The sequence below is a fragment of the Streptomyces thermoalcalitolerans genome (genome assembly GCF_039525155.1).
GTDB lineage: Bacteria > Actinomycetota > Actinomycetes > Streptomycetales > Streptomycetaceae > Streptomyces > Streptomyces thermovulgaris.
In genome coordinates, this window is sequence record NZ_BAAAHG010000006.1 from 16776 (window position 1) to 36196 (window position 19421).

General features: G+C 70.4%; 19 protein-coding genes. 14 read left to right on the forward strand and 5 right to left on the reverse strand.

Annotated features, from left to right (window positions below; genetic code table 11):
• Positions 1–20 precede the first annotated feature (20 nt).
• The 4 genes from ABD224_RS05810 to ABD224_RS05825 form a co-directional block, all read right to left on the reverse strand.
• Positions 21–1547, reverse strand: a complete 1527-nt coding sequence (locus tag ABD224_RS05810; RefSeq protein WP_344047768.1) for a beta-N-acetylhexosaminidase — start codon at positions 1545–1547, stop codon at positions 21–23.
• A 770-nt stretch (positions 1548–2317) separates the two neighbouring features.
• Positions 2318–2740, reverse strand: a complete 423-nt coding sequence (locus ABD224_RS05815; protein ID WP_344047504.1) for a gamma-glutamylcyclotransferase family protein — start codon at positions 2738–2740, stop codon at positions 2318–2320.
• A 92-nt stretch (positions 2741–2832) separates the two neighbouring features.
• Positions 2833–3378: a GNAT family N-acetyltransferase gene (locus tag ABD224_RS05820; protein WP_344047506.1), complete on the reverse strand. Its 546-nt coding sequence runs from the start codon at positions 3376–3378 to the stop codon at positions 2833–2835.
• Between the two features lie 27 nt (positions 3379–3405).
• Positions 3406–4716, reverse strand: coding sequence for an NsdA family TPR-like regulatory protein (locus ABD224_RS05825; RefSeq protein ID WP_344047508.1), 1311 nt, complete (start codon positions 4714–4716; stop codon positions 3406–3408).
• A gap of 238 nt (positions 4717–4954) precedes the next feature.
• On the opposite strand from ABD224_RS05825, the gene ABD224_RS05830 reads away from it, so the two are divergent.
• From ABD224_RS05830 to glmS, 13 genes are all read left to right on the forward strand, one after another.
• A complete protein-coding gene (locus tag ABD224_RS05830; RefSeq protein ID WP_344047510.1) occupies positions 4955–5542 on the forward strand; it encodes a hypothetical protein in 588 nt (195 codons plus the stop codon).
• On the forward strand, positions 5542–6015 hold the full coding sequence (locus ABD224_RS05835) for an ATP-binding protein (protein WP_344047512.1): 474 nt from the start codon (positions 5542–5544) through the stop codon (positions 6013–6015). The genes ABD224_RS05830 and ABD224_RS05835 overlap by 1 nt, the downstream gene beginning before the upstream one ends.
• 131 nt (positions 6016–6146) lie before the next feature.
• The gene (locus ABD224_RS05840) at positions 6147–6548 is read left to right on the forward strand and encodes a DUF6415 family natural product biosynthesis protein (RefSeq protein ID WP_344047514.1); all 402 of its coding nucleotides are present in this window, start codon (positions 6147–6149) and stop codon (positions 6546–6548) included.
• A 41-nt stretch (positions 6549–6589) separates the two neighbouring features.
• Positions 6590–7132: an ATP-binding protein gene (locus ABD224_RS05845; RefSeq protein ID WP_344047516.1), complete on the forward strand. Its 543-nt coding sequence runs from the start codon at positions 6590–6592 to the stop codon at positions 7130–7132.
• Positions 7129–7770 carry a hypothetical protein gene (locus ABD224_RS05850; protein ID WP_344047518.1) on the forward strand — a complete coding sequence of 214 codons (642 nt, stop codon included), beginning with the start codon at positions 7129–7131 and terminating at the stop codon, positions 7768–7770. Before ABD224_RS05845 ends, ABD224_RS05850 begins: the two co-directional genes overlap by 4 nt.
• Positions 7771–7907: 137 nt before the next feature.
• Positions 7908–9155 (forward strand): methyltransferase, FxLD system, encoded by a 1248-nt coding sequence (fxlM, locus tag ABD224_RS05855; RefSeq protein WP_344047520.1) that lies wholly within the window; start codon positions 7908–7910, stop codon positions 9153–9155.
• 64 nt (positions 9156–9219) lie between these two features.
• Positions 9220–9402: an FxLD family lanthipeptide gene (locus tag ABD224_RS05860; RefSeq protein ID WP_344047523.1), complete on the forward strand. Its 183-nt coding sequence runs from the start codon at positions 9220–9222 to the stop codon at positions 9400–9402.
• Positions 9403–9716: 314 nt separating this feature from the next.
• Positions 9717–12698 (forward strand): lantibiotic dehydratase, encoded by a 2982-nt coding sequence (locus tag ABD224_RS05865; RefSeq protein ID WP_344047526.1) that lies wholly within the window; start codon positions 9717–9719, stop codon positions 12696–12698.
• Positions 12695–13837, forward strand: coding sequence for a lanthionine synthetase C family protein (locus tag ABD224_RS05870; RefSeq protein ID WP_344047528.1), 1143 nt, complete (start codon positions 12695–12697; stop codon positions 13835–13837). Before ABD224_RS05865 ends, ABD224_RS05870 begins: the two co-directional genes overlap by 4 nt.
• Before the next feature lie 14 nt (positions 13838–13851).
• On the forward strand, positions 13852–14808 hold the full coding sequence (locus ABD224_RS05875; RefSeq protein ID WP_344047530.1) for a thiopeptide-type bacteriocin biosynthesis protein: 957 nt from the start codon (positions 13852–13854) through the stop codon (positions 14806–14808).
• Positions 14809–14932: 124 nt separating this feature from the next.
• Positions 14933–15178, forward strand: a complete 246-nt coding sequence (locus ABD224_RS05880) for a hypothetical protein (protein ID WP_344047532.1) — start codon at positions 14933–14935, stop codon at positions 15176–15178.
• Between the two features lie 160 nt (positions 15179–15338).
• Positions 15339–15596 carry a hypothetical protein gene (locus ABD224_RS05885; protein WP_344047534.1) on the forward strand — a complete coding sequence of 86 codons (258 nt, stop codon included), beginning with the start codon at positions 15339–15341 and terminating at the stop codon, positions 15594–15596.
• Between the two features lie 13 nt (positions 15597–15609).
• Positions 15610–17427, forward strand: a complete 1818-nt coding sequence (glmS, locus tag ABD224_RS05890) for a glutamine--fructose-6-phosphate transaminase (isomerizing) (RefSeq protein ID WP_344047536.1) — start codon at positions 15610–15612, stop codon at positions 17425–17427.
• 300 nt (positions 17428–17727) lie between these two features.
• Here glmS and ABD224_RS05895 read toward each other — a convergent pair whose 3' ends face one another.
• Positions 17728–18255 carry a universal stress protein gene (locus ABD224_RS05895; protein ID WP_344047538.1) on the reverse strand — a complete coding sequence of 176 codons (528 nt, stop codon included), beginning with the start codon at positions 18253–18255 and terminating at the stop codon, positions 17728–17730.
• A gap of 451 nt (positions 18256–18706) precedes the next feature.
• On the opposite strand from ABD224_RS05895, the gene ABD224_RS05900 reads away from it, so the two are divergent.
• On the forward strand, positions 18707–19078 hold the full coding sequence (locus ABD224_RS05900; protein WP_425580919.1) for a hypothetical protein: 372 nt from the start codon (positions 18707–18709) through the stop codon (positions 19076–19078).
• Positions 19079–19421: the final 343 nt, after the last annotated feature.

Sequence of the window (19421 nt, forward strand, 5' to 3'; positions counted from 1 at the left end):
TTCTGTCCGCCGTCCGCTGTCTACGCGGCGGGCCAGGGGACCTGCGGCGACCGGTAGTACCCGATCCCCAGGGCGTCCCAGCGCGGTGCCTGCGCCGCGAGCCGCACCTTGTAGGTGTCCCAGTCGTGCGTGGCCGCCGGCGACCAGCCGAGCTCGGCGGCACCGGGCAGCCGGGGGAAGGCCATGGTGTCGAGGTGCGCGGAGGTGGACAGGGTCTCCGTCCACAGCGGGGCCTCGACCCCGAGCACGGCGGACTCGGGCACGTCGGGCAGATAGCCGCCCGGGTTCCAGTCGTACGACCGCTGGACCTCGACATAACCGGCCCAGGCCAGTCCCAGCGGGGTGTCCTTGGTGTACTTCATGTCCAGGTACACCCGGTCGGCCGGGGACAGGATCAGCTTGGTGCCGTTCCGGGCGGCCCGTGCGACCTGGGCCTTCTCCGCCGCGCTGGTGGAGTCCAGGCCCCAGTACTGGGCGAGGGCGCCCTTGGCCGGGCCGGCGCCGGTCAGCTGGTGCCAGCCGATGACCGTCTTGCCGTACCGGGCGACGACGGGCTGCACCCGGTTCATGAACGCCGCATAGTCCTCAGGGCTCGTGGAGTGCGCCTCGTCACCGCCGATGTGCAGATGGCGGCCGGGGGTGAGGGCGGCCACCTCGCGGATCACGTCGTCCACGAAGTCGTAGGTGATCTCCTTGTTCACGCACAGCGAGCTGAAGCCGACCTTGGTGCCGGTGTAGAGCGGGGGTGCCACGCCGTCGCAGTTCAGCTCGGCGTAGGAGGCCAGGGCCGCGTTGGTGTGGCCGGGCATGTCGATCTCGGGGACGACCTCCAGATGACGGGAGGCGGCGTAGCGGACGATCTCCTGGTAGTCGGCCTTGGTGTAGTGGCCGCCCGGGCCGCCGCCGACCTGGGTGGAGCCACCGTAGGTGGCCAGGCGCGGCCAGGAGTCGACGGCGATGCGCCAGCCCTGGTCGTCGCTGAGGTGCAGATGCAGCTTGTTGATCTTGTAGAGGGCGAGTTCGTCGATGTAGCGCTTGACCTGCTCCACGGTGAAGAAGTGCCGGGCGACGTCGAGCATGGCGCCGCGGTACGCGAAGCGCGGCCTGTCCTGGATGGTGCCGCCCGCGACCAGCCACGGCCCCGGCTGCACGGACTTCTTCTCGACGGCGGCGGGCAGCAGCTGACGCAGGGTCTGCACCCCGTGGAAAAGTCCGGCCGGCTCCTGGGCGGTGATGGTCACGCCCTCGGCCCCGCTGTCGAGGCGGTAGCCCTCGGCGCCGAACGGGCCCTTGGCCAGCCGGAGTCGGATGCCTCCGTCGCCCTGGGTGGTGAGGGGCAGACGGTAGCCGGTCGAGGGACGCAGGATGTCCGCGAGATAGGTGCCGATCCGGCGGACCTCGGGGGAGTCGTCGACGCGGATGCGGGTGCCGGAGGTGATGCGGTACGGGGTTCCGCCGGCCTTCACCGAGGCGGGGGCGGGAATCACCTGGTCCAGGGGGGTCGCCGCCCGCCGGGGTTCCGCGTGCCCAGCGGACGCGACGCCCATGGTGAAAGCCCCGGTCGCCGCCACCAGCAGCAGCGCCCCCAGGGTCCGGGTCAGCCGAATCGGCCGGACCGGTCGAGTCGGTCGGGTCAGTCGGGTCGGTCGGGTCGTGCGGGTGGTGCGGGTCGCGCGCATCGTACGGGTCGTACGGGGAGTCGTGCCGGGGTGCCGTCTCACATGCGCTCCCTTCGCTCGCTCGGTGAAGCCCCGATGGTATGGACCACTCTCCCGCAGCCGCGGGGAAACCGTCCCCGCATGGCGGAAATCATCCGGAAGGAGGGCACGAAACATACGCCGGTGCCCTGTCAAGCGGATGCCGGGATCCACCAGGAGTTCTGCCCGGAACAACCAGTACCTGGCGGGGAGAGGAACGGATGAGCGGGAACGATCGGACGGTCCGGACGCGGCCGCCCCGGCCGCCTCGCCGCAGCCGCGCTACATCATCACCCAGCACACCGTGCTCGCCCCCCGGCGAGCTGCCACTGCACGCCGGGCAGGTGCCGGCCTGGTCCGACGAGGACTTCTGGCTGACCGAAGAGAAGGCCGGGCGGTGGGCAGACGGCTCGCACACCGCGGACACCGTTTACGACCGGCGCCACGGCGTGGGCACGCGCGACCCGCTCAACGCGATCCCGCTGTACGGCGGCCCCGCCCACGCCGCGGTTGCGCATGCCCGCGAGCCCAGGGCAGCACGGACGAGACTTCCGGCTGACAATGTCCGCGAAGCGACGGTGTTCGAGGAGCACTCCGTTCCGCGAACACCGCCGCTTCGCTTACTGGGTACTGCTGCGCCGCAGGCCCGCGGTCAGCTCCGCGGCGATCCGCGCACACCGGGCGGCGTACGCGTCCAGGTGCCGTGTTCTGAACTCCTCAACGCTCCAGTCATGGGACAGAACATCGCCGCCCGGCCATATGTACGCCCAGCCACGGTCTCCGGTGGAGAGCGTCACCTGGCGCAGCTCATAGCGGTCGTCCTCGAACGCGTCGAGGATTCTCCATTCCTCGGTACTGAGGTCGGTGAGCAGCAGGCCGGTTGCCGCGCCGCCGAGGGCATCGGCGACGAGTCCGGGGTAGACCCGCCCTTCGAGCGCGGCGGCGCGCCAGCCGGGCGCGGAGGCGGGTGTACGGGCGGGTATTCGCCCCAGCAGGGCTTCGAGGACTTCGGGCAACTGGAGGGTGCCGTAGCAGAACAGCACGTCTGGGCACTGTGAAAGTCGGTCCCGGCAACCAGAGGTCTCGGGGACCGCGGCGCGCTGGTTGAGCATCTGTGTCATGCACATTCCATGTGTCAGCGAGAGGGGAGGTACATCGCGTCATAGACGGGCGACTCCGGGGCGTGCTTGATCCGCCCCATGATCGTGTACCCCCACCGAAGATAGGCGTCGTGGGCGGGCTGGTTGTCGACGATGCACGTCAGGGTGGTGACGCTTTCCGCCCGGCCGGCGATGACCGTGTCGTGGATCTGCCGTCCCAGGCCGCGGTTCTGCAGCTCGGGAAGGACCATCAGCTCCCGCAGCCAGAAAACGCCCCTGGCTTCCGCCAGGTCGCGCAGCCACGCCGGCCGCCGGTCACCCAGGGATGTCCACCACGGCTTGTCCGCGGGCAGGGTGGCGCCGTGCACATAGCCCACGATCCGTCCGTCCTGCCGGGCCGTCACCGTCTCGAACCCCTCGGTGTCGAACGCGGCTTCCAGGCGGGCGCGGAACGAGTCGACGGAGAAGAACGGGTCACCGACGTAGGGCGGAACGTCGTACACCCGGGCGTACACGTCGACCAGTTCGTCAGCGATGCCCTTGGCAGATCTCCCGTCGTATCGCTGGTACTCCGCATCCACGGTGTGCTCTCTCCTTCTGGGCTGCGCTCAGGCGACATGGGCGCGGATCTGTTCGAGCAGATCCCGGACTCCGCTGGCGCGCTGGTGGGGAATCAGTCCGTCGTGGACGATCTTCAACTGCTGGGCGGCACGGGTGGAGGACATACCGCCCTGGATGAGACGCAGGGCTTCCTTGGTGGCGGCGACGCTGTGGTCGATATCGCCGTTCTGGAGAGCCGCGATGGACAGCCGGCCGAGGCACATGCCCCGGTTGCGGGAGTGCGCGACGTCCTGGAGCGCTTCAGACGCGGCGAGCAGTTTCTGGGCGCGTGCTGTCTGGCCGAGATCGAGACGGCACATGCCTTCCAGACAGGTCAGCTCTGCCAGGTTCAGGAACGTGGTCCAGCCGGGGTCACGTTCGTCATCACCGCGTTCCCACTCCCGCCACGCCCGCTTGATCGCGGCCTCGCAGGTGAAGGCGTCTCCCACCCGGGCGTGCCCTTGTGCCTCGCGGATGGCAAGGAGCGCGGTGACTCGGCGCGGTGCCTGCCAGAGTTCTGCGTGCGTCTGGGCGAGGCGGGCGAACCGTACGGCTTCGCGGCCCTTGTTGAGGTCGACCGCCTGTCTGGCCATGTTGCTGAGGGTGCGGCTGGCCAACTCGTCGTCGCCGGTGAAGTGCGCGGCGTTCAGTGCTTCGGCGAAGTACTGGCGGGCCTGCGCCTGCAAGCCGGCGTCGTAGCAGAACCAGCCGAGAGAGGTGGTGAACTTTCCCGCGACGGCATGGAGCTGCTTGCCGAGAGCGTCGTCGTAGATGCCGTGGTCGATCATGTGGTGCACCCAGTACAGATGCGCGCGGGTCGGCCGCCAGAGCCTGTTGCCTCCGAACTGCTGGTCGATGGCGTCCATGTCGTCCGCGGCTTCACGCAACAGCGCTACCTCGTCCGTGCCGATCCGCCAGTCATCGGAGCCGGTGACGGTCTCGGCCAGCCACGGAGGCGGCGCCTGGTCCGTGAGCGGGCTGGACCCAGCGCCGGCCAGGGCCGGAGACCGGACGGGAGTCCGGCTGGTCAGAGGGACCGGTGTGAGGACCGGGAGGCTGTCCGGCTCACGTGCTCGCGGGGGGCGGAATCCCAGCTCTTCGACAGGCCGTCCCCAGTAGGCGGCCAGAACCTCGCGGGCCTCCGGATGGGGCCAGGGAGGAGACGATCCTTCCCACTTGGAGAGCTGACGGATGCTGAATGTCGGCGGCTTGGCGATCCGTCCTTCCGCATGGAGGCGCGCAGCAAGGTCCGTCAGGTCCTGGACCACTTTCTGCTGCGTCCGGTTCGCCCTTGTGCGTAACCGCTTGAGTTCGCTCATGGCCCACCTCCCTCGCCGTCCCGGGTTCGCCTCACCGTAGCGGCTGTTGCCTGCCCTGCGTGAAGGGTCGTCAATCCAAAGCGCAGGTCAGGCGGAAAGGGCCGTCGAAAGGGCGGCCAAAGGGCGGGTAGGAGACGGGCAGAGTTCCGGGTAAAAGACCTGGTCACCTTCCACGGCGTTCGCTGCACTGGGTCACGTCGCAAACACCCTGTGTTCCGTCGTGATGGTGGGAGGGCTCATGGAGACCCGCGAGATCGCCGAGAGCGCACCCATGTCCGCCTGGTTCTCCGCAGCTACTCCGTACCCGGACACGTCTGTGAGCCTGTGGCGGAACAACCCCCACCTCCCGCGGCGCCTCGCGTGCGGTGTGACCTTCGACATCGTGCTGGCCGGCCGTTCCCTCATCGAGTCGGCCTATCGACTCCTCGCCCGGTACGAACAGCCGCTCGGCCCCGCGGTGACGTTCACCAACATCCGTTCGGCCGCAGTGCTGGTGCCGCGTGGCACCAGTGCCCGGTGGCCCGGCCTGATGACCGCCGCCCAGTGGCCCGGACGGGTTTCTCAGCCTGCCTGCCTGGGACGGGGCCACGCCATCCTCATCCCCGCGCTTGCGCCGCGGCCGACGGCAGGTCTCGTGCGGTGGCTCGTGCCCCCTGACGACGAGCAGACCATCGGCGGCGTCCCGCTGCTGACGAGCCCCGTCCCATTGGCCCGGTGCCTCACCGAGGCCCATGCCGCCCTTGCGCCGCGCACCAGAGAGCGCACCCCCCTCAGCAGGGCTGTGTCGGCCGTGAGGCCGGTCCTGCCATCCCCCCAGAGGACGTGATGACGACGACAGCCTTACGGGCACCTCGCCCGGCTCACCGCGACGGGGAAGTGCTGCATCAACGGATCTCCGTCGTTTCCCGCCGCGGAACCCACCCACGCGCTGAGGACGCCCTTCGGGCAGGCTCCCTGCGCCGAATCACAGCAGCCAAGCTCAGGTACTGCGGGCTTGATGCCCTGGTCGATGACGTCATGCTCATCGTCTCCGAACTGTGGACAAACGCCCTTCTGCACAGCGGTACCAGCGAGATCACCCTGAGCATCAAGGTGCAGGACGGGTTCCTCCACATCATCGTGGACGACGGCATGCCCGGCTTCCCCGTCTCCAAAGCCGCTGACGAGGAGGCGCTGTCCGGACGCGGCCTGGCCCTGGTGGACGCTCTTGCGAAGGAGCACGGGGGCGAGTGGAGCGCAACCGAGGACGGCACCGCGACCTGGTGCACCCTCGCTCTACCCCAGGAGACTGCATCGTGAGCGCGCTGGTGCTGCCCTCCCGCGCAGAGCGAGCGCCTGCGACCTCCCTTGCCTTGGGCCGCCGCAACTGCGGTGATGTGCCGCGCTGGGACCGCCCGGTACAGCGCGCTTGTCTCCCGGAGCGGGAGACCGTGAAAGCGGCGCCCGCCGCGATCCGTGCCTGGCAGCCGTACGACGGGAATGCCTGGCTGGACGACGTGGGCGATGCCCTCGACTCTGTACCGCCGGCCGAGGACCGCGTGGACGAACTCGCGCAGCGGCTGCGCGGCTACCTCACGCAGCTCGTGAACTACGCCGTCAACAGCGGCACCGAGGCGCAGGACTCGCGCACCATGGACCCTGTCGCGCGGGCCCGAGCCCTACGCGCAGAGAAGCCGCCCGGCGACTACCACCAGGGCGTGGTCCACCTGCGGAGGCTGGGCCGGGCCGTGAACGAGTTGCACGACCTCCTGGTCGAACAGCACGTCATCAAGGGACCGGACTCTCTGAACGAACCACCGCAGCCCGCATCCCTCTTCCAGAGCACACCGTGACCCGACCTGCCCACCACGATCCCTCTCCTGGAGACCTCTCGATGACTGTCGAGACAGCAGCCTGCCTTCCGGAGCCCGCGGCCATCGTCCGCAGCTTCACCACGCAGCTGCCCGGCGCCCCGAGGGCCCTGATCACCGCGCGCGCCTGGATGCGGCAGATGGTCACTGTCCTGCGCTGGTCCGGCGACGTCCAGACGGCCGTCGAGGTCGCCAGCAGGCTCGTGGACAACGGCGTGCGCCACGGCATACCCAGTACCAGGCCCTCGGTCGAGCGGCAGCTCACCTTGAGCGTCGCCATCGACGAGGCCGGCGCGCTGCTGATCGACGTGACCGACCTGGACCCGGCCTTCCCGTGCTTCGAAGCCGCCGCGCGGGGTGAGAAGGGCCGGGGCCTGTGGGAGGTCGCCTCCCTCGGCGCCCGCGTCACGTGGTTCCTGCACCACGAGCGGACCGGCAAAACCGTCCGCGCCACCCTCGCACCCAGCTCTCAGACTCCCTCTCCGGCCATCTCCGAGCCGAGTTCCCCCACGGCGTCGCAGCGCGCCGAAGAGGGCCCCGACTCCGCTTCCGGGAGGCAGCAGTGACCACCGCGGCCGACCTGGTCATCCCGTACATCACCGCCCGCGCCGGCGAGGAAGCCGACCTGCTGTCCCACCTGTGCGTGCGCCAGGGCCCGGACCGGCAGCAGCGGCTCGCCTACGTGGACGAGGACCCCCGGGACCGGGACCACAAGGGCGTGCTGTGGGCGCGCTACTCCATGTCGCTCGACGCCTTCGGCAATCCGGCGGGACGCCCGCAGTGGCGGCTGGTGCACCCGCTGCGGCAGCGCGTGACGATGCATCTGCTGCGCTGCCAGGTGTGCGCGGAGCCGGTCCCGCGCCGTGGCGGCGTGTTGTTCCTGGAGACAGCCAGCCGTATCGAGGGCCCTGGTCCGCTGAGGACCGCGCAGCCACCGGTCTGCCGGGAGCATGCCCGGATGGCAGCCGAGCGCTGCCCCCACCTCAGGCGCCACGGGTACATCGCGCTGCGGGCCACCAGGTACCCGCTCTATGGGGTGATCGGCACCCGGTACAGGTATGGCGAAAACGGCCTCCAGGCCCTCGTGGGCACCGAAGACGCCCTCCCCCACAACCATCCGCAGATCGGCTGGTTCCTCGTCTCCCAGCTCGTCCGCGAACTGCGAGAGTACGACATCGTCCACCTGGACGATCTCGCACCGTAGACGACCGCCCGGCCGTCCGGGCGTGACGGACCGGACCGCCGGGCGGTTCTCCAACCGGTTCAGGGCCGTCCTGCACCAGCAACCCCAGCATCAGCCAGACTCCCTCGGCGCGAGCCGGGGAAGGAGACAGACCGCTCGTGAAAAACGTCCCCAGCACGACACCACAGAACACCGACGCAGACAGCGCGGAGCAGCGGCTGCGCGACCAGATGGTGCAACGCCTCATCGAGCTGGACGCTGCCCGCAGCCCCCGCGTTGTGGCCGCGTTCCGCACCGTTCCCCGTCACCTGGCCACGCCCGACGTGCCTCTGGAGAGGGCGTACGACGCCGAGTACGCGGCGGTGACGAAGAAGGACGCCACGGGCGTGGATATCAGCTCCGTCTCCGCTCCCCGTGTGCAGGCCATGCAGATCGAGCAGGCCGGCATCGAGCCGGGCATGAGCGTGCTGGAGATCGGCTCCGGCGGCGTGAACGCTGCCTACCTGGCCGAGATGACGGGCGGCGAGGGCCGCGTCGTCACCATGGACATCGACGGCGATGTGACCCGGCGGGCGGCCGATTTCCTGAAGACGACCGGCTACGACCGTACCGTCACCGTGGTCACCGCCGACGGTGAACTCGGCGCCCCCGAGTACGCCCCGTACGACCGCATCGTGGTCACCGTGCAGGCCGCGGACATCCCGCCCGCCTGGATCTCCCAGCTCGCCGAGGGCGGCCGGCTCGTGGTGCCGCTGAGGATGCGCGGCATGACCCGCTCGATCGCCTTCGTGCGGGACGGTACGCGGCTGGTCAGCGACGGGGTGGAGCTGTGCGGGTTCGTCCCCATGCAGGGCGCAGGAGAGAACCGGATGCGTCTGGCCGTCCTGCACGATGCGGCGGGCGAGGAGATCGCGCTCCGCCTGGACGACCACCCCGACCCCGACACCCGGGCCCTGCGCGACGCGCTCAGCACCCCCCGCGCACAGGCGTGGTCCGGCGTGACGGTCGCAGGCGAGGAGTCCCTGGAGCACCTGGACCTGTGGCTGGCGACCGCGCTCGACAACCTGCCCCTGATGGCCGCGAAGCCGGCCGCCCGCGAGCGCGGCCTGGTCGCCAGCGCCTCCCCCATCGGTGTGCCGACCCTCGTGGACGGCGCCAGCTTCGCCTACCGCACCTCCCGCCGCACGGACCACCCCGACCGGTTCGAACTGGGCGCCATCGGCCACGGCCCCCAGGGCAAGGCGGTCGCCGAGCGCCTGGCCGCAGAGATCCGGGCCTGGGACCGCGACCACCGCGGGCACCGCGCACACATCGAGGTCTACCCGGCGGGCACGCCGGACTCTCAGCTTCCCGCGGGCCGCGTCATCGAGCGCCGGCACACGCGGGTCGTCATCTCCTGGCCGTGACGCCCCGGCGCGCGGTCAGGTCGGCAATGCACATCCACCCACCTCACCGACTGAGGAGAACGCGATGGCACAGCAGCACACCACGTTGAAGGCCGTCACGGACTTCGGGGCCGATGCGGACTTCGACCTGGACATCACGACGATCAGCTCCGCGCCGGTGCTCGGTTCCCTGCTGAACGACACCAGCGACAACTGCGGCTCCACCTGCCAGTCCGCCTGTTCCAACAGCACCTGCATCGGCGGCTGACACCCGCTGGGCGCAAGGGGTCGGGCTGTTCTGCGGGGCAGCCCGACCCCCCTGGGGGTGTCGTTTGGATCATGCCGCAGGTCGCGGGGTTCGGCACGCCCATCTGCCGCGTTGTCGTCACTCGCCGACGCTCCGCGTCGACTCCCTCCTCCGCCTTGCATCTGCACGCACCGAACCCCGCTCACCTCGGTCACAAGCACCGCCCATCGGAGCCGGCCTGATCCAAACAACACCCCCTAAGCCGTGATCACTGAGGAGGCACAGGGATGTACCACGCGGTTGACGCAGGCATGATCAGAGCGTCGGCTTTTGCGATGACAGTGCCGCCGCCTGAATGGCCGGACCTGGACGGCGGCACGGATGCCAATGTCGCCCGCTGGTGCGAGTGGATCGCACAGGTGTGGTCGGACGACGCCACGGCCTGCGCGATCGAGGTCGCCAGCCCGGCCCTCGCCGACTGTGTCCGCCAGGTGCTCAACGCCACGCGGCGGCAGCCCAGGACTGTCCGGCGCACGGTGGTCTCGCTCGCCCGCTATCTGCTGCGCATGCGCTACCGCGCCACACCGTTCGGCCTGTTCGCCGGCCCCGCGGCGCTGCGCCTCGGCCCTCGCCCCCATGTGCGATGGGGCAGCGGCCACAGGGCCTTCGCGAGCGCCGACGCCCGATGGCTGCACGACGTCGTCACCGCGCTCGAACGTGACCCGCAGGTCTTACGCCACGTCAGAGTGATCGCCGACCCGACGTGTACCGCGCGCGGGACCCACGTCCGTGTGCAGCACCAGCCGGGCGAGACCGGCCCCACGGACACCACCCTGCGGCGCACCCCCGCCGTGGACACCGTTGTGGAGCACGCCCGCACACCGGTCCTCTTCGGTGACCTGGCGGACAAGCTGTCCGCCGACTACCCCGGCACGCCGCGCACGGTGATCGAGGACATGCTGCGTGACCTCGTGCTGCACCGGGTCCTCATCAGCAGCCTCCATGCCCCGATGACCTGCGACGACGCACTCGGCCATCTGGTCGGTCAGCTCGAAGACACCGGGGTCGCGACCGCAGCGGCGGGCAGGCTCCGCCGCATTCGCACCCTGCTCGCCTGGCACGACAGCGGCCCCCTCGACCAGCAGCCGGCCTTGCGTGCCCAGGCCACCGAGAGCATGGCCGCCCTCACCGGCCTGACGCACCCCAGCCTGGTCGTCAACCTGGGGCCGGATTGCGACATCGTCCTGCCCCACGCCGTGACCCGCGAGGCCGAGCGCGCCCTGGACGTCATGGCACGCACCACGCCCTACCCGCACGGCTCCCCGGCCTGGAAGGACTACCGCACCCGGTTCCTGGAGCGCTACAGCATGGGCGCCGTCATCCCGCTGCGGGAGCTGACCGACCCGGACACCGGCCTCGGCTTCCCCGCCGGCTACCGCGGAACCGTCCTGAAACGACCCGTCATCGCCACCAGCCGCCGCGACGCGCACCTTCTCGCGCTCGCCCAGCGCGCCGCACTCGACAACCAGCGCCGGATCACCCTCGGCGAGGACGACATCGACGCCCTCAGCCTCGGCACCCCCGCACAGGTACCCGCCCACATCGAGCTGTGCTTCACCGTGCTCTCCCCCTCCCTCCAGGCGTTGGAGAGCGGCGACTTCGCGCTGATGACGGCAGGACTGTCCAACGGCGCCGGCACCACCACCGGCCGCTTCCTGCCCCTGCTGGAGCGCGACGACCGCGACAGGATGACTGCCGCCTACGCCGCCATGCCCACGCTCACCGCGGGCGCCGCCCGAGCCCAGGTCTCCAGCCCGCCCCTGCGCCGGGCAACCTACAACGTCGGCCGCGCCCCCGCCGTCGTGCCCCAGGTGCTGCCCGTGAGCGAGCACAACTCCGACGCCGCCCTCAGCATCGACGACCTCGGCGTCGTCGCCGACGCCCGGCAGCTCTACCTGGTGTCCCTGACCACCGGCCGGCCGGTCGAACCCTCGGTCATGAACGCCGTCGAGCTGAGCAACGCCACCCACCCGCTGGTCCGCTTCGTGTGCGAACTGCACCGCTCGCACACCGCGGTCATGCTCCCCTTCGCCTGGGGCGCCGCCGCACAGCTGCCGTTCCTCCCCGAAGTCCGCGTCGGCCGGACCATCCTGTCCGCCGCCTGCTGGCGGCTACGCCCCCACGACCTCGACGGCACCGCGCCCTGGCCGGTCCGCTTCACCGACTGGCGCGACCGCAACAACGTCCCCGCCGGCGTCTACGTCGGACGCGACGACCAGCGCCTGCGTCTCGACCTCGACGAGCCGGCCCATGTGCACCTGCTGCGCACCGAGCTTGAACGGCACGGATCGGTCGTCCTGCACGAGGCCCCGCCGGAATCCGCCTTCGGCTGGATCGGACGCGCCCACGAAGTGACCATCCCATTCGCCGCCGAACAACCCCAAGCCACCGCCCCCGCCCGCCCCACAGCAGCCCTGGTCCGGCGCGACTCAGGCCGCCTGCCGGGCGCCTCCCCATGGGCCTGCCTGAAGCTGTACGGCCACGCCGACCGGGCCACCGAGGTACTGACCGTCCATCTGCCCCGACTTCTGCTCGACTTCGGCGACACCGCTCTCGATGTGTGGTTCATCCGGTACGCCGACCCCGACCCGCACCTGCGGCTCCGCCTGCGCCTGCCCTCAGCCCGCGCTTTCGGCGACGCAGCCGTCCGCACAGCGGAATGGGCGGCAGCACTGCGCGACGAGGGCCTGATCCAGCGTGTGCAGTGGGATACCGACACCCCGGAGACCGGCCGCTACGGCACCGGCGCTCTCCTGGACGCCGCGGAGCGCTGTTTCACCGCCGACTCCGCCGCAGCCCTCGCCCAGCTCGCCATGCCTGCCGCTCCCGGCACTCGCCTCGCCGTCACCGCCGCCAGCATGGTGGACATCGCCACTCGTCTCCTCGGCACACCACACGTCGGCCGGGCCTGGCTGACGGAGAACTTCCTCAAGACCGACGGCGACGCCTGCCCCCGCGACGTGCAGGCCCTGGCCGTACGCCTCGCCGCCCCCGATGAGACGGCCGCCGCCCTGCGGGCGCTGCCCCGCGGGGACCAGGTCGCCGACGCCTGGGCGGCGCGGGGCAGACACCTGACCGCGTACCGGCACGCCCTCGAAGAAGCAGCCATGGCCCCCGCCGACGTCCTGCCGTCGCTGCTGCACATGCACCACAACCGGATCGCGGGCATCGACCCCGACGCCGAAGCGACCTGCCGCCGCCTCGCCCGCACGGCCGCCCTGTCCTGGACCACCCGCACCCAAGGAGTCCCGCGGTGACCACCGCCCCGCCCGCACCCCATCCCGCCACCCGGCAGTCCCTCGCGCACGGCCCGCTCGGCACCGCCCTCCTCGACATCGAGCGCGCCCACCGCGGCCTGGCCGACTGGCACACCGTGCACCAGAAACTCGCCGTGACCGGCCCCCTCATCGACGGGGACGACGCCAGTCTGTTCCTCGGCGCCCCGGCCATGGCCTACGTCCTGCACCTGGCCAGCGTCGGAACCGCCCGCTACGCCACAGCCCTGCGCACCCTGGACGACGCGGTCGCCGCGCACACCCGGCGCCGTCTCGCCGCAGCCCACACCCGCATCGACCACGGCCACTATGCGGCCTTCGCCGAGTACGACCTCTTCCGCGGCCTGACCGGCATCGGCGCCCTCCTCCTGCGCCGCCGGCCCGATGGGCAGGAGCTGCGGCACGTCCTGGAGTACCTGGTCCGCCTCACCGAACCGGTATCCGCCCCCGACGGCCGCCCCCGGCCCGGATGGTGGGTCGGCCACGCGCCCGCCGGCAACCAGGCCGCCACCCCCGGTGGGCACGCCAACGCCGGCCTCGCCCACGGCATCACCGGCCCCCTCGCCCTGCTGGCCCTGGCCAAGCGTCACGGCATCACCGTCGACGGCCACGAACAGGCCATGACACGCATCCTGCGCTGGCTCGACGGCATCCAGCAGATCGACCGGAACGGAACCCGCTGGCCCCGCTGGGTCAGCAGCACCGGCCCGGCGGACACCCGCACCCCTGTCCCGTCCTGGTGCTACGGCACCCCCGGCATCGCCCGCGCCCAGCAGCTCGCCGCCATCGCCTTCGGCGACGACGACCGCCGGCGCATGGCGGAGCGGGCCCTGCTCTACTGCCTGGCCGACACCCGGCAACTCGACCGGCTCAGCAGCCGCGGCCTGTGCCACGGGCTCGCAGGACTGATCCGCACCGTGCAGCGCGTCGCCCAAGACGCCCAGGACCCCGGCCCCTTCCACACCTGGCTCAAGGAAGCACACCACCGCTTCCTCACCGTTCCGGCCCCGCACACACCGGGCTTCCTCAACGGCACAGCCGGAGCCGCCCTCGCCTTCGGCAGCGCCGAACCCGGCGCCACCAGTGTCACCGACTGGGACGCCTGCCTGCTTCTGATCTGAGGAGACCAAGACCGGTGCACAGCCACGACATCGCACCGACCGAGGAAGCGGTCCTGTCCGTCCTCGCGGGCACGCCCGTGGACGAAGCGGCCCGGCAGGCCGGAACATCCCCCGTCCTCCTGGCCCTGGCCGTCGAGCGCTACCGCGCCGCCGGCCGGGCCGCCCTCGACCAGCAGCCCGGAACCTGGTACCAGGTGAACATCGAGTTCACCGACTACACCACCGCGGCCACGGCCTTCGGTGACTGCCTCCTCCCCGTCCTGAGCGAGAAGACCATCGGGTTGTGGTGGTTCATCAGGAAACACCCGCACTGGCGACTCCGCATCAAGCCGGCACCCGGAACACCCACCGGAGAGATCGCCACCAGCATCGCGCAGGCCCTTGACACCGCGGTGTCCCACGGCACTGTACGCCGGTGGCGGCCCACCCTGTACGAACCGGAAACCATCGCCTTCGGCGGCCCGGACGGCATGACCACCGCCCACCACCTGTTCCACACCGACAGCAGGGGCGTCCTCACCTACCACCGAGCAGCCGACGCAGGCACCGACGGCCTCCCCGACGCCAAAACCACCTCCCTGCTCGTCCTCACCCTGCTCCTGCGAGCCGCCGGACTGGAATGGGGAGAACAGGGCGACGTGTGGGGCCAGGTCGAAGCCCTCCGCCCGCTCCCGCCCGCTGTGCCCCCCGAAAGGGTCACCGCCATGGTGCTCCCGATGCGGACACTCCTCACCAGGGACGCCGGACCGGCCCTCACCAACGGACCGCTCACACCACTCCGCCGCTGGATCATCGGCATGGAACACAGCGGCCAGGAACTGAAGGACGCTGCGCACGACGGCCGCCTCACGCTCGGCCTGCGTGCCGTCCTGGCCCGGCACGTCCTCTTCCACTGGAACCGCATGGGCTTCAACACCCGCCAGCAAGCCATCTGGGCTCGCGCCGCACGCGAGGCGCTCCTCGGGCAGTGACCGCCGGCAGACCGGAAAGTCCGGCAGATGGTGTAACGCCAGGCGCGGCCATTCCGTCCATACAGCGGCCAGGCGTGGACGCTCGGCCACGCTCTGATGTATCGCCGCCGGGAGGAACCTGACTGTGCCGACCCCAGTTCTCGACGGACGCCCCATTGCCCTGGCCGCAGCCGATGTCAGCGCCCAGGCCGGAACACTGTACGGAGCGGGCTCACCAGCGGCTGCCGCCATGCCCCTGGAGGACCCCGACCGCGCCGCCGACCTGCTGCGGCCCCTGTCGGCCAGCACGGACCCCGAATCCGAGCTCGTATCCCTCACCGGCTCCCTGGACCGTTCCGCCGCCGTACGCTCGCCGCAGTGCGCGTCCTGAGCGCCGCCCTCACCTGGGCCGCCGACAGTGAGGGGCGTACGCCTCCCGTTGTCAGCTGGACGCGGGTATCCCTCGCCGACCCACATGCGGACGCGCTGATCCTGCCCGGAATCGGGCAAGATTCTTGCGTGAGCGGCCTCCGTACTCCAAAATCCTCCGGGTGCACGACGAACTTGTTGATCACCTCGCGCGGTCCACGCCCCTGAACCGGGGCGAGGCACTGCGGGTGGTGCAGGACGTGCTCGCCTACTTCGACGAGACGACCGAGGAGTTCGTCCGCCGCCGCCACCGCGAGCTGCAGGCCCGGGGCCTGGTGAACGCGGAGATCTTCGAGCAGATCAAGGCGGAACTGAAGTACCGCACGGTGGCACCGCCGGACCTCTCCCTCCGGCAGCTGCGGCGGATCGTCTACGGCTGAGGAATACCTATATATGTGCGGAATCGTCGGATACATCGGGAAGCGTGATGTCGCCCCGCTGCTCCTGGAGGGTCTGCAGCGCCTCGAGTACCGCGGCTACGACTCGGCGGGGCTTGTCGTCACCTCGCCGAAGACGCCAGGCCTGAGGATGGTCAAGGCCAAGGGCCGGGTCCGCGACCTCCAGGCGAAGGTGCCGGCCCGCTTCAAGGGCACCATCGGCATCGCCCACACCCGCTGGGCCACCCATGGCGCCCCGTCCGATGTGAACGCCCATCCGCACATGTCGGCCGACAACAAGGTCGCCGTCGTGCACAACGGCATCATCGACAACGCCTCCGAGCTGCGCCGCAAGCTCGAGGCGGACGGCGTGGAGTTCCTCTCCGAGACCGACACCGAGGTCCTCACCCACCTCATCGCCCGCTCCGAGGCCGAGACGCTGGAGGAGAAGGTCCGCCAGGCCCTCCGTCTGGTCGAGGGCACCTACGGCATCGCCGTGCTGCACGCCGACTTCCCCGACCGGATCGTGGTGGCCCGCAACGGCTCGCCGGTCGTGCTCGGCATCGGCGAGAAGGAGATGTTCGTCGCCTCCGACGTCGCCGCACTGGTCGCCCACACCCGGCAGATAGTCACCCTCGACGACGGCGAGATGGCCACCCTCACGGCCGACGACTTCCGCACGTACACCACCGAGGGCACCCGGACGACCGCCGAGCCGACCACCGTGGAGTGGGAGGCCGAGTCGTACGACATGGGCGGCCACGACACGTACATGCACAAGGAGATCCACGAGCAGGCCGAGGCCGTGGACCGGGTGCTGCGCGGCCGGATCGACGACCGGTTCGCCACCGTGCACCTCGGCGGCATCAACCTCGACACCCGTGAGGCGCGTGCGGTGCGCCGGGTGAAGATCCTCGGCTGCGGCACCTCGTACCACGCGGGCATGATCGGCGCCCAGATGATCGAGGAGCTGGCCCGTATCCCGGCCGACGCCGAGCCGGCCTCCGAGTTCCGGTACCGCAACGCGGTGGTGGACCCCGACACGCTGTACATCGCGGTGTCGCAGTCCGGTGAGACCTACGACGTGCTGGCGGCCGTGCAGGAGCTCAAGCGCAAGGGCGCCCGGGTGCTCGGCGTCGTCAACGTCGTCGGCTCCGCGATCGCCCGCGAGGCGGACGGCGGCATCTATGTGCACGCCGGCCCCGAGGTGTGCGTGGTGTCCACCAAGTGCTTCACCAACACCTGCGTCGCCTTCGCGCTGCTGGCACTGCACCTGGGCCGTATCCGTGACCTGTCGGTGCGCGACGGCAAGCGGATCATCGAGGGCCTGCGCAGACTCCCGGCGCAGATCTCCGAGATCATGAAGCAGGAGGAGGAGATCAAGAAGCTGGCGGAGAGCTACGCCGACGCCCGCTCGATGCTCTTCATCGGCCGTGTCCGGGGCTACCCGGTGGCCCGTGAGGCCTCCCTGAAGCTCAAGGAGGTCTCCTACATCCACGCCGAGGCCTACCCGGCCTCCGAGCTCAAGCACGGCCCGCTCGCCCTGATCGAGCCCGCCCTGCCGACGGTCGCGATCGTGCCCGACGACGATCTGCTGGAGAAGAACCGCGCGGCCATGGAGGAGATCAGGGCCCGCCACGGCAGGATCATCGCCGTCGCCCACCAGGAGCAGGAGAAGGCCGACCGGACGATCGTCGTCCCGAAGAACGAGGACGAACTGGACCCGATCCTCATGGGCATCCCGCTCCAGCTCTTCGCCTACTACACGGCGCTGGCCCTGGGCCGGGACATCGACAAGCCGAGGAACCTCGCCAAGTCGGTGACGGTGGAGTAAGGCGTCCGCACAGGCGGGACAAAGGCGGAGCAGAAGCAGAACAGAAGCGGAGTGGAAGCAGAGCAGAAGCAGAGCGGAAAAGGACGGCCCCCGCGTGTCTCTCACGCGGGGGCCGTCCTCATTTCTCGCCCCATTTCTCTCCTCATTTCTCTCCTCATTTCTCGTTTTCCCGCTCATTTCCCCGAAGCCGGCGGGAAACTCCCGGCCCGCACGGCCGTACGACCGCACGCCGAGAACACCTTGGGCATCAAGAACACCAAGGGCGTCAGAACGTCAAAAAATCAAGGATTCAAAGGATCATCAAGGAATGACGACAACCGGCCGCTGCGCGCGCTTGGCGAGCCGCCCGGCGACCGAGCCGAACAGCCGGCCGACAATCCCGTGCGTGGAGCCGACCACGATCGCGTCCGCCTCGTACTCCTTGCCGACTTCCTCGAGTTCGTGGCAGATGTCGCCGCCGCGCTCCACCAGGATCCACGGCACGTCCGCGAGGTGGTCCGCGCAGGCGAGTTCCAGGCCGAGGACCTCGGTGCGGTGGTCCGGCACGTCGACGAAGACGGGCGGCTCGCAGCCGGCCCACACCGTGGTGGGCAGCCGGTTGGCGACGTGCACGATGATCAGGCCCGAGTTGGTGCGCCGCGCCATGCCGATCGCATAGGCGAGGGCGCGCTCACTGGAGAGGGAACCGTCGAAGCCGACGACGACGCCGTGCTTGAACGCTGGATCACAGGAGTGACGTGACTCTTCCGCCGCCAGGGGATCGGCCGCCGTGGGATCGGCGACCGGCCGCTTGCGGTCCGCGGGGTCGAAGAATTCGTGACCGGCCATGGCTGTCTCGGCGATGTGATCCTTTTCGGGGACGACAGTGTACGGCGGAGCAGTGTCCGGGAATCGTCTTCCCGTCCCCATACCCCCAAGGGTACGGCCGCACGCCTCTTTGTGGCCCTGAGCTGTCCTGTGGGACCCGGCCCGTCCCGCGCACCCCGAGCCCTGGGTGATCCGGGCCCCGACGTGGCGGTTTCTCCGGAGAATGCACGAGCGACGGCCCGTGACGCAACGGTTGCTGCCTCATACAGGCGGTTTGCACGGGACTCACGCGCCGGTGGCCGTACGGTGCGGTACAAACCGCCGATCCGGCACTGAGTGCCGCCGCGCGGCCGGGCCGGGGAGGGACCGAGGCGGCGGGGGCCACGGCGTGACCCACCGGCCGGCCGGCGACGTGACCGACCGGTCGAGCAGCCGTTGAACCCGGAAGAACCGCCGCCGCAGGGAGCACGTCGTGTCCGGACCCCGTACCGCCCCCGCCGCCTTCGAGCACCGCCCGTCGCCGCAGCGGGACGCGGAGGCCGGCGCGAGGGGCGACGGCGTGGGCGAGGTGATCCGCTGGTCCGCCTTCAGCTGCGTCGTCGTCCCGCTCGTCCTGCTCTGGTGCGGTGCCCCGCCCGCCGGCGCCGCCGGCGTCGCGCTAGGGCTCGCGGCCGTCACCGGAACCTGCCGGGCCCTGCTGCGCCGGGCGGAGCGCGGGACCGTCCGGATGCGCGGAGCGAGGCACGCCCCGCACCGCGGCCGTCACCACAGAGCCGGGACGGGGGTTCACCGGGGCGGTCGGCGCCCGGGCGGCGCGACACCCGTCAACAGACCGGTCGACTGACCGGTTTCTGCGCACACGAGCGCATGTTTTCAGCCAACTTCTCGCACCTGTGCATTCCGTGGTCCAGGTGCCTTCCACCCTCCGTTTGACCTGCACGGAAAGGGTCTCAGGGGGTTTGCGCACCCTACACGGTTTAGCCACCGCGACGAGGCGCACTTCCCTGCGCCCTCCCCGAGTGCAACGCTTCGTGATCGAATGCTTCGCGCCAAGTTGCCATGTCGACAATGGGCCGCGTGGCGAACCGGCCACCGTGGCACGGCGTGACACAGGTAGATTCGATCTTGACTGTCTTACGGCGGGGGACTCGTGCAGGACCGAGGGGAAACGTGCAGGAGCGACACAA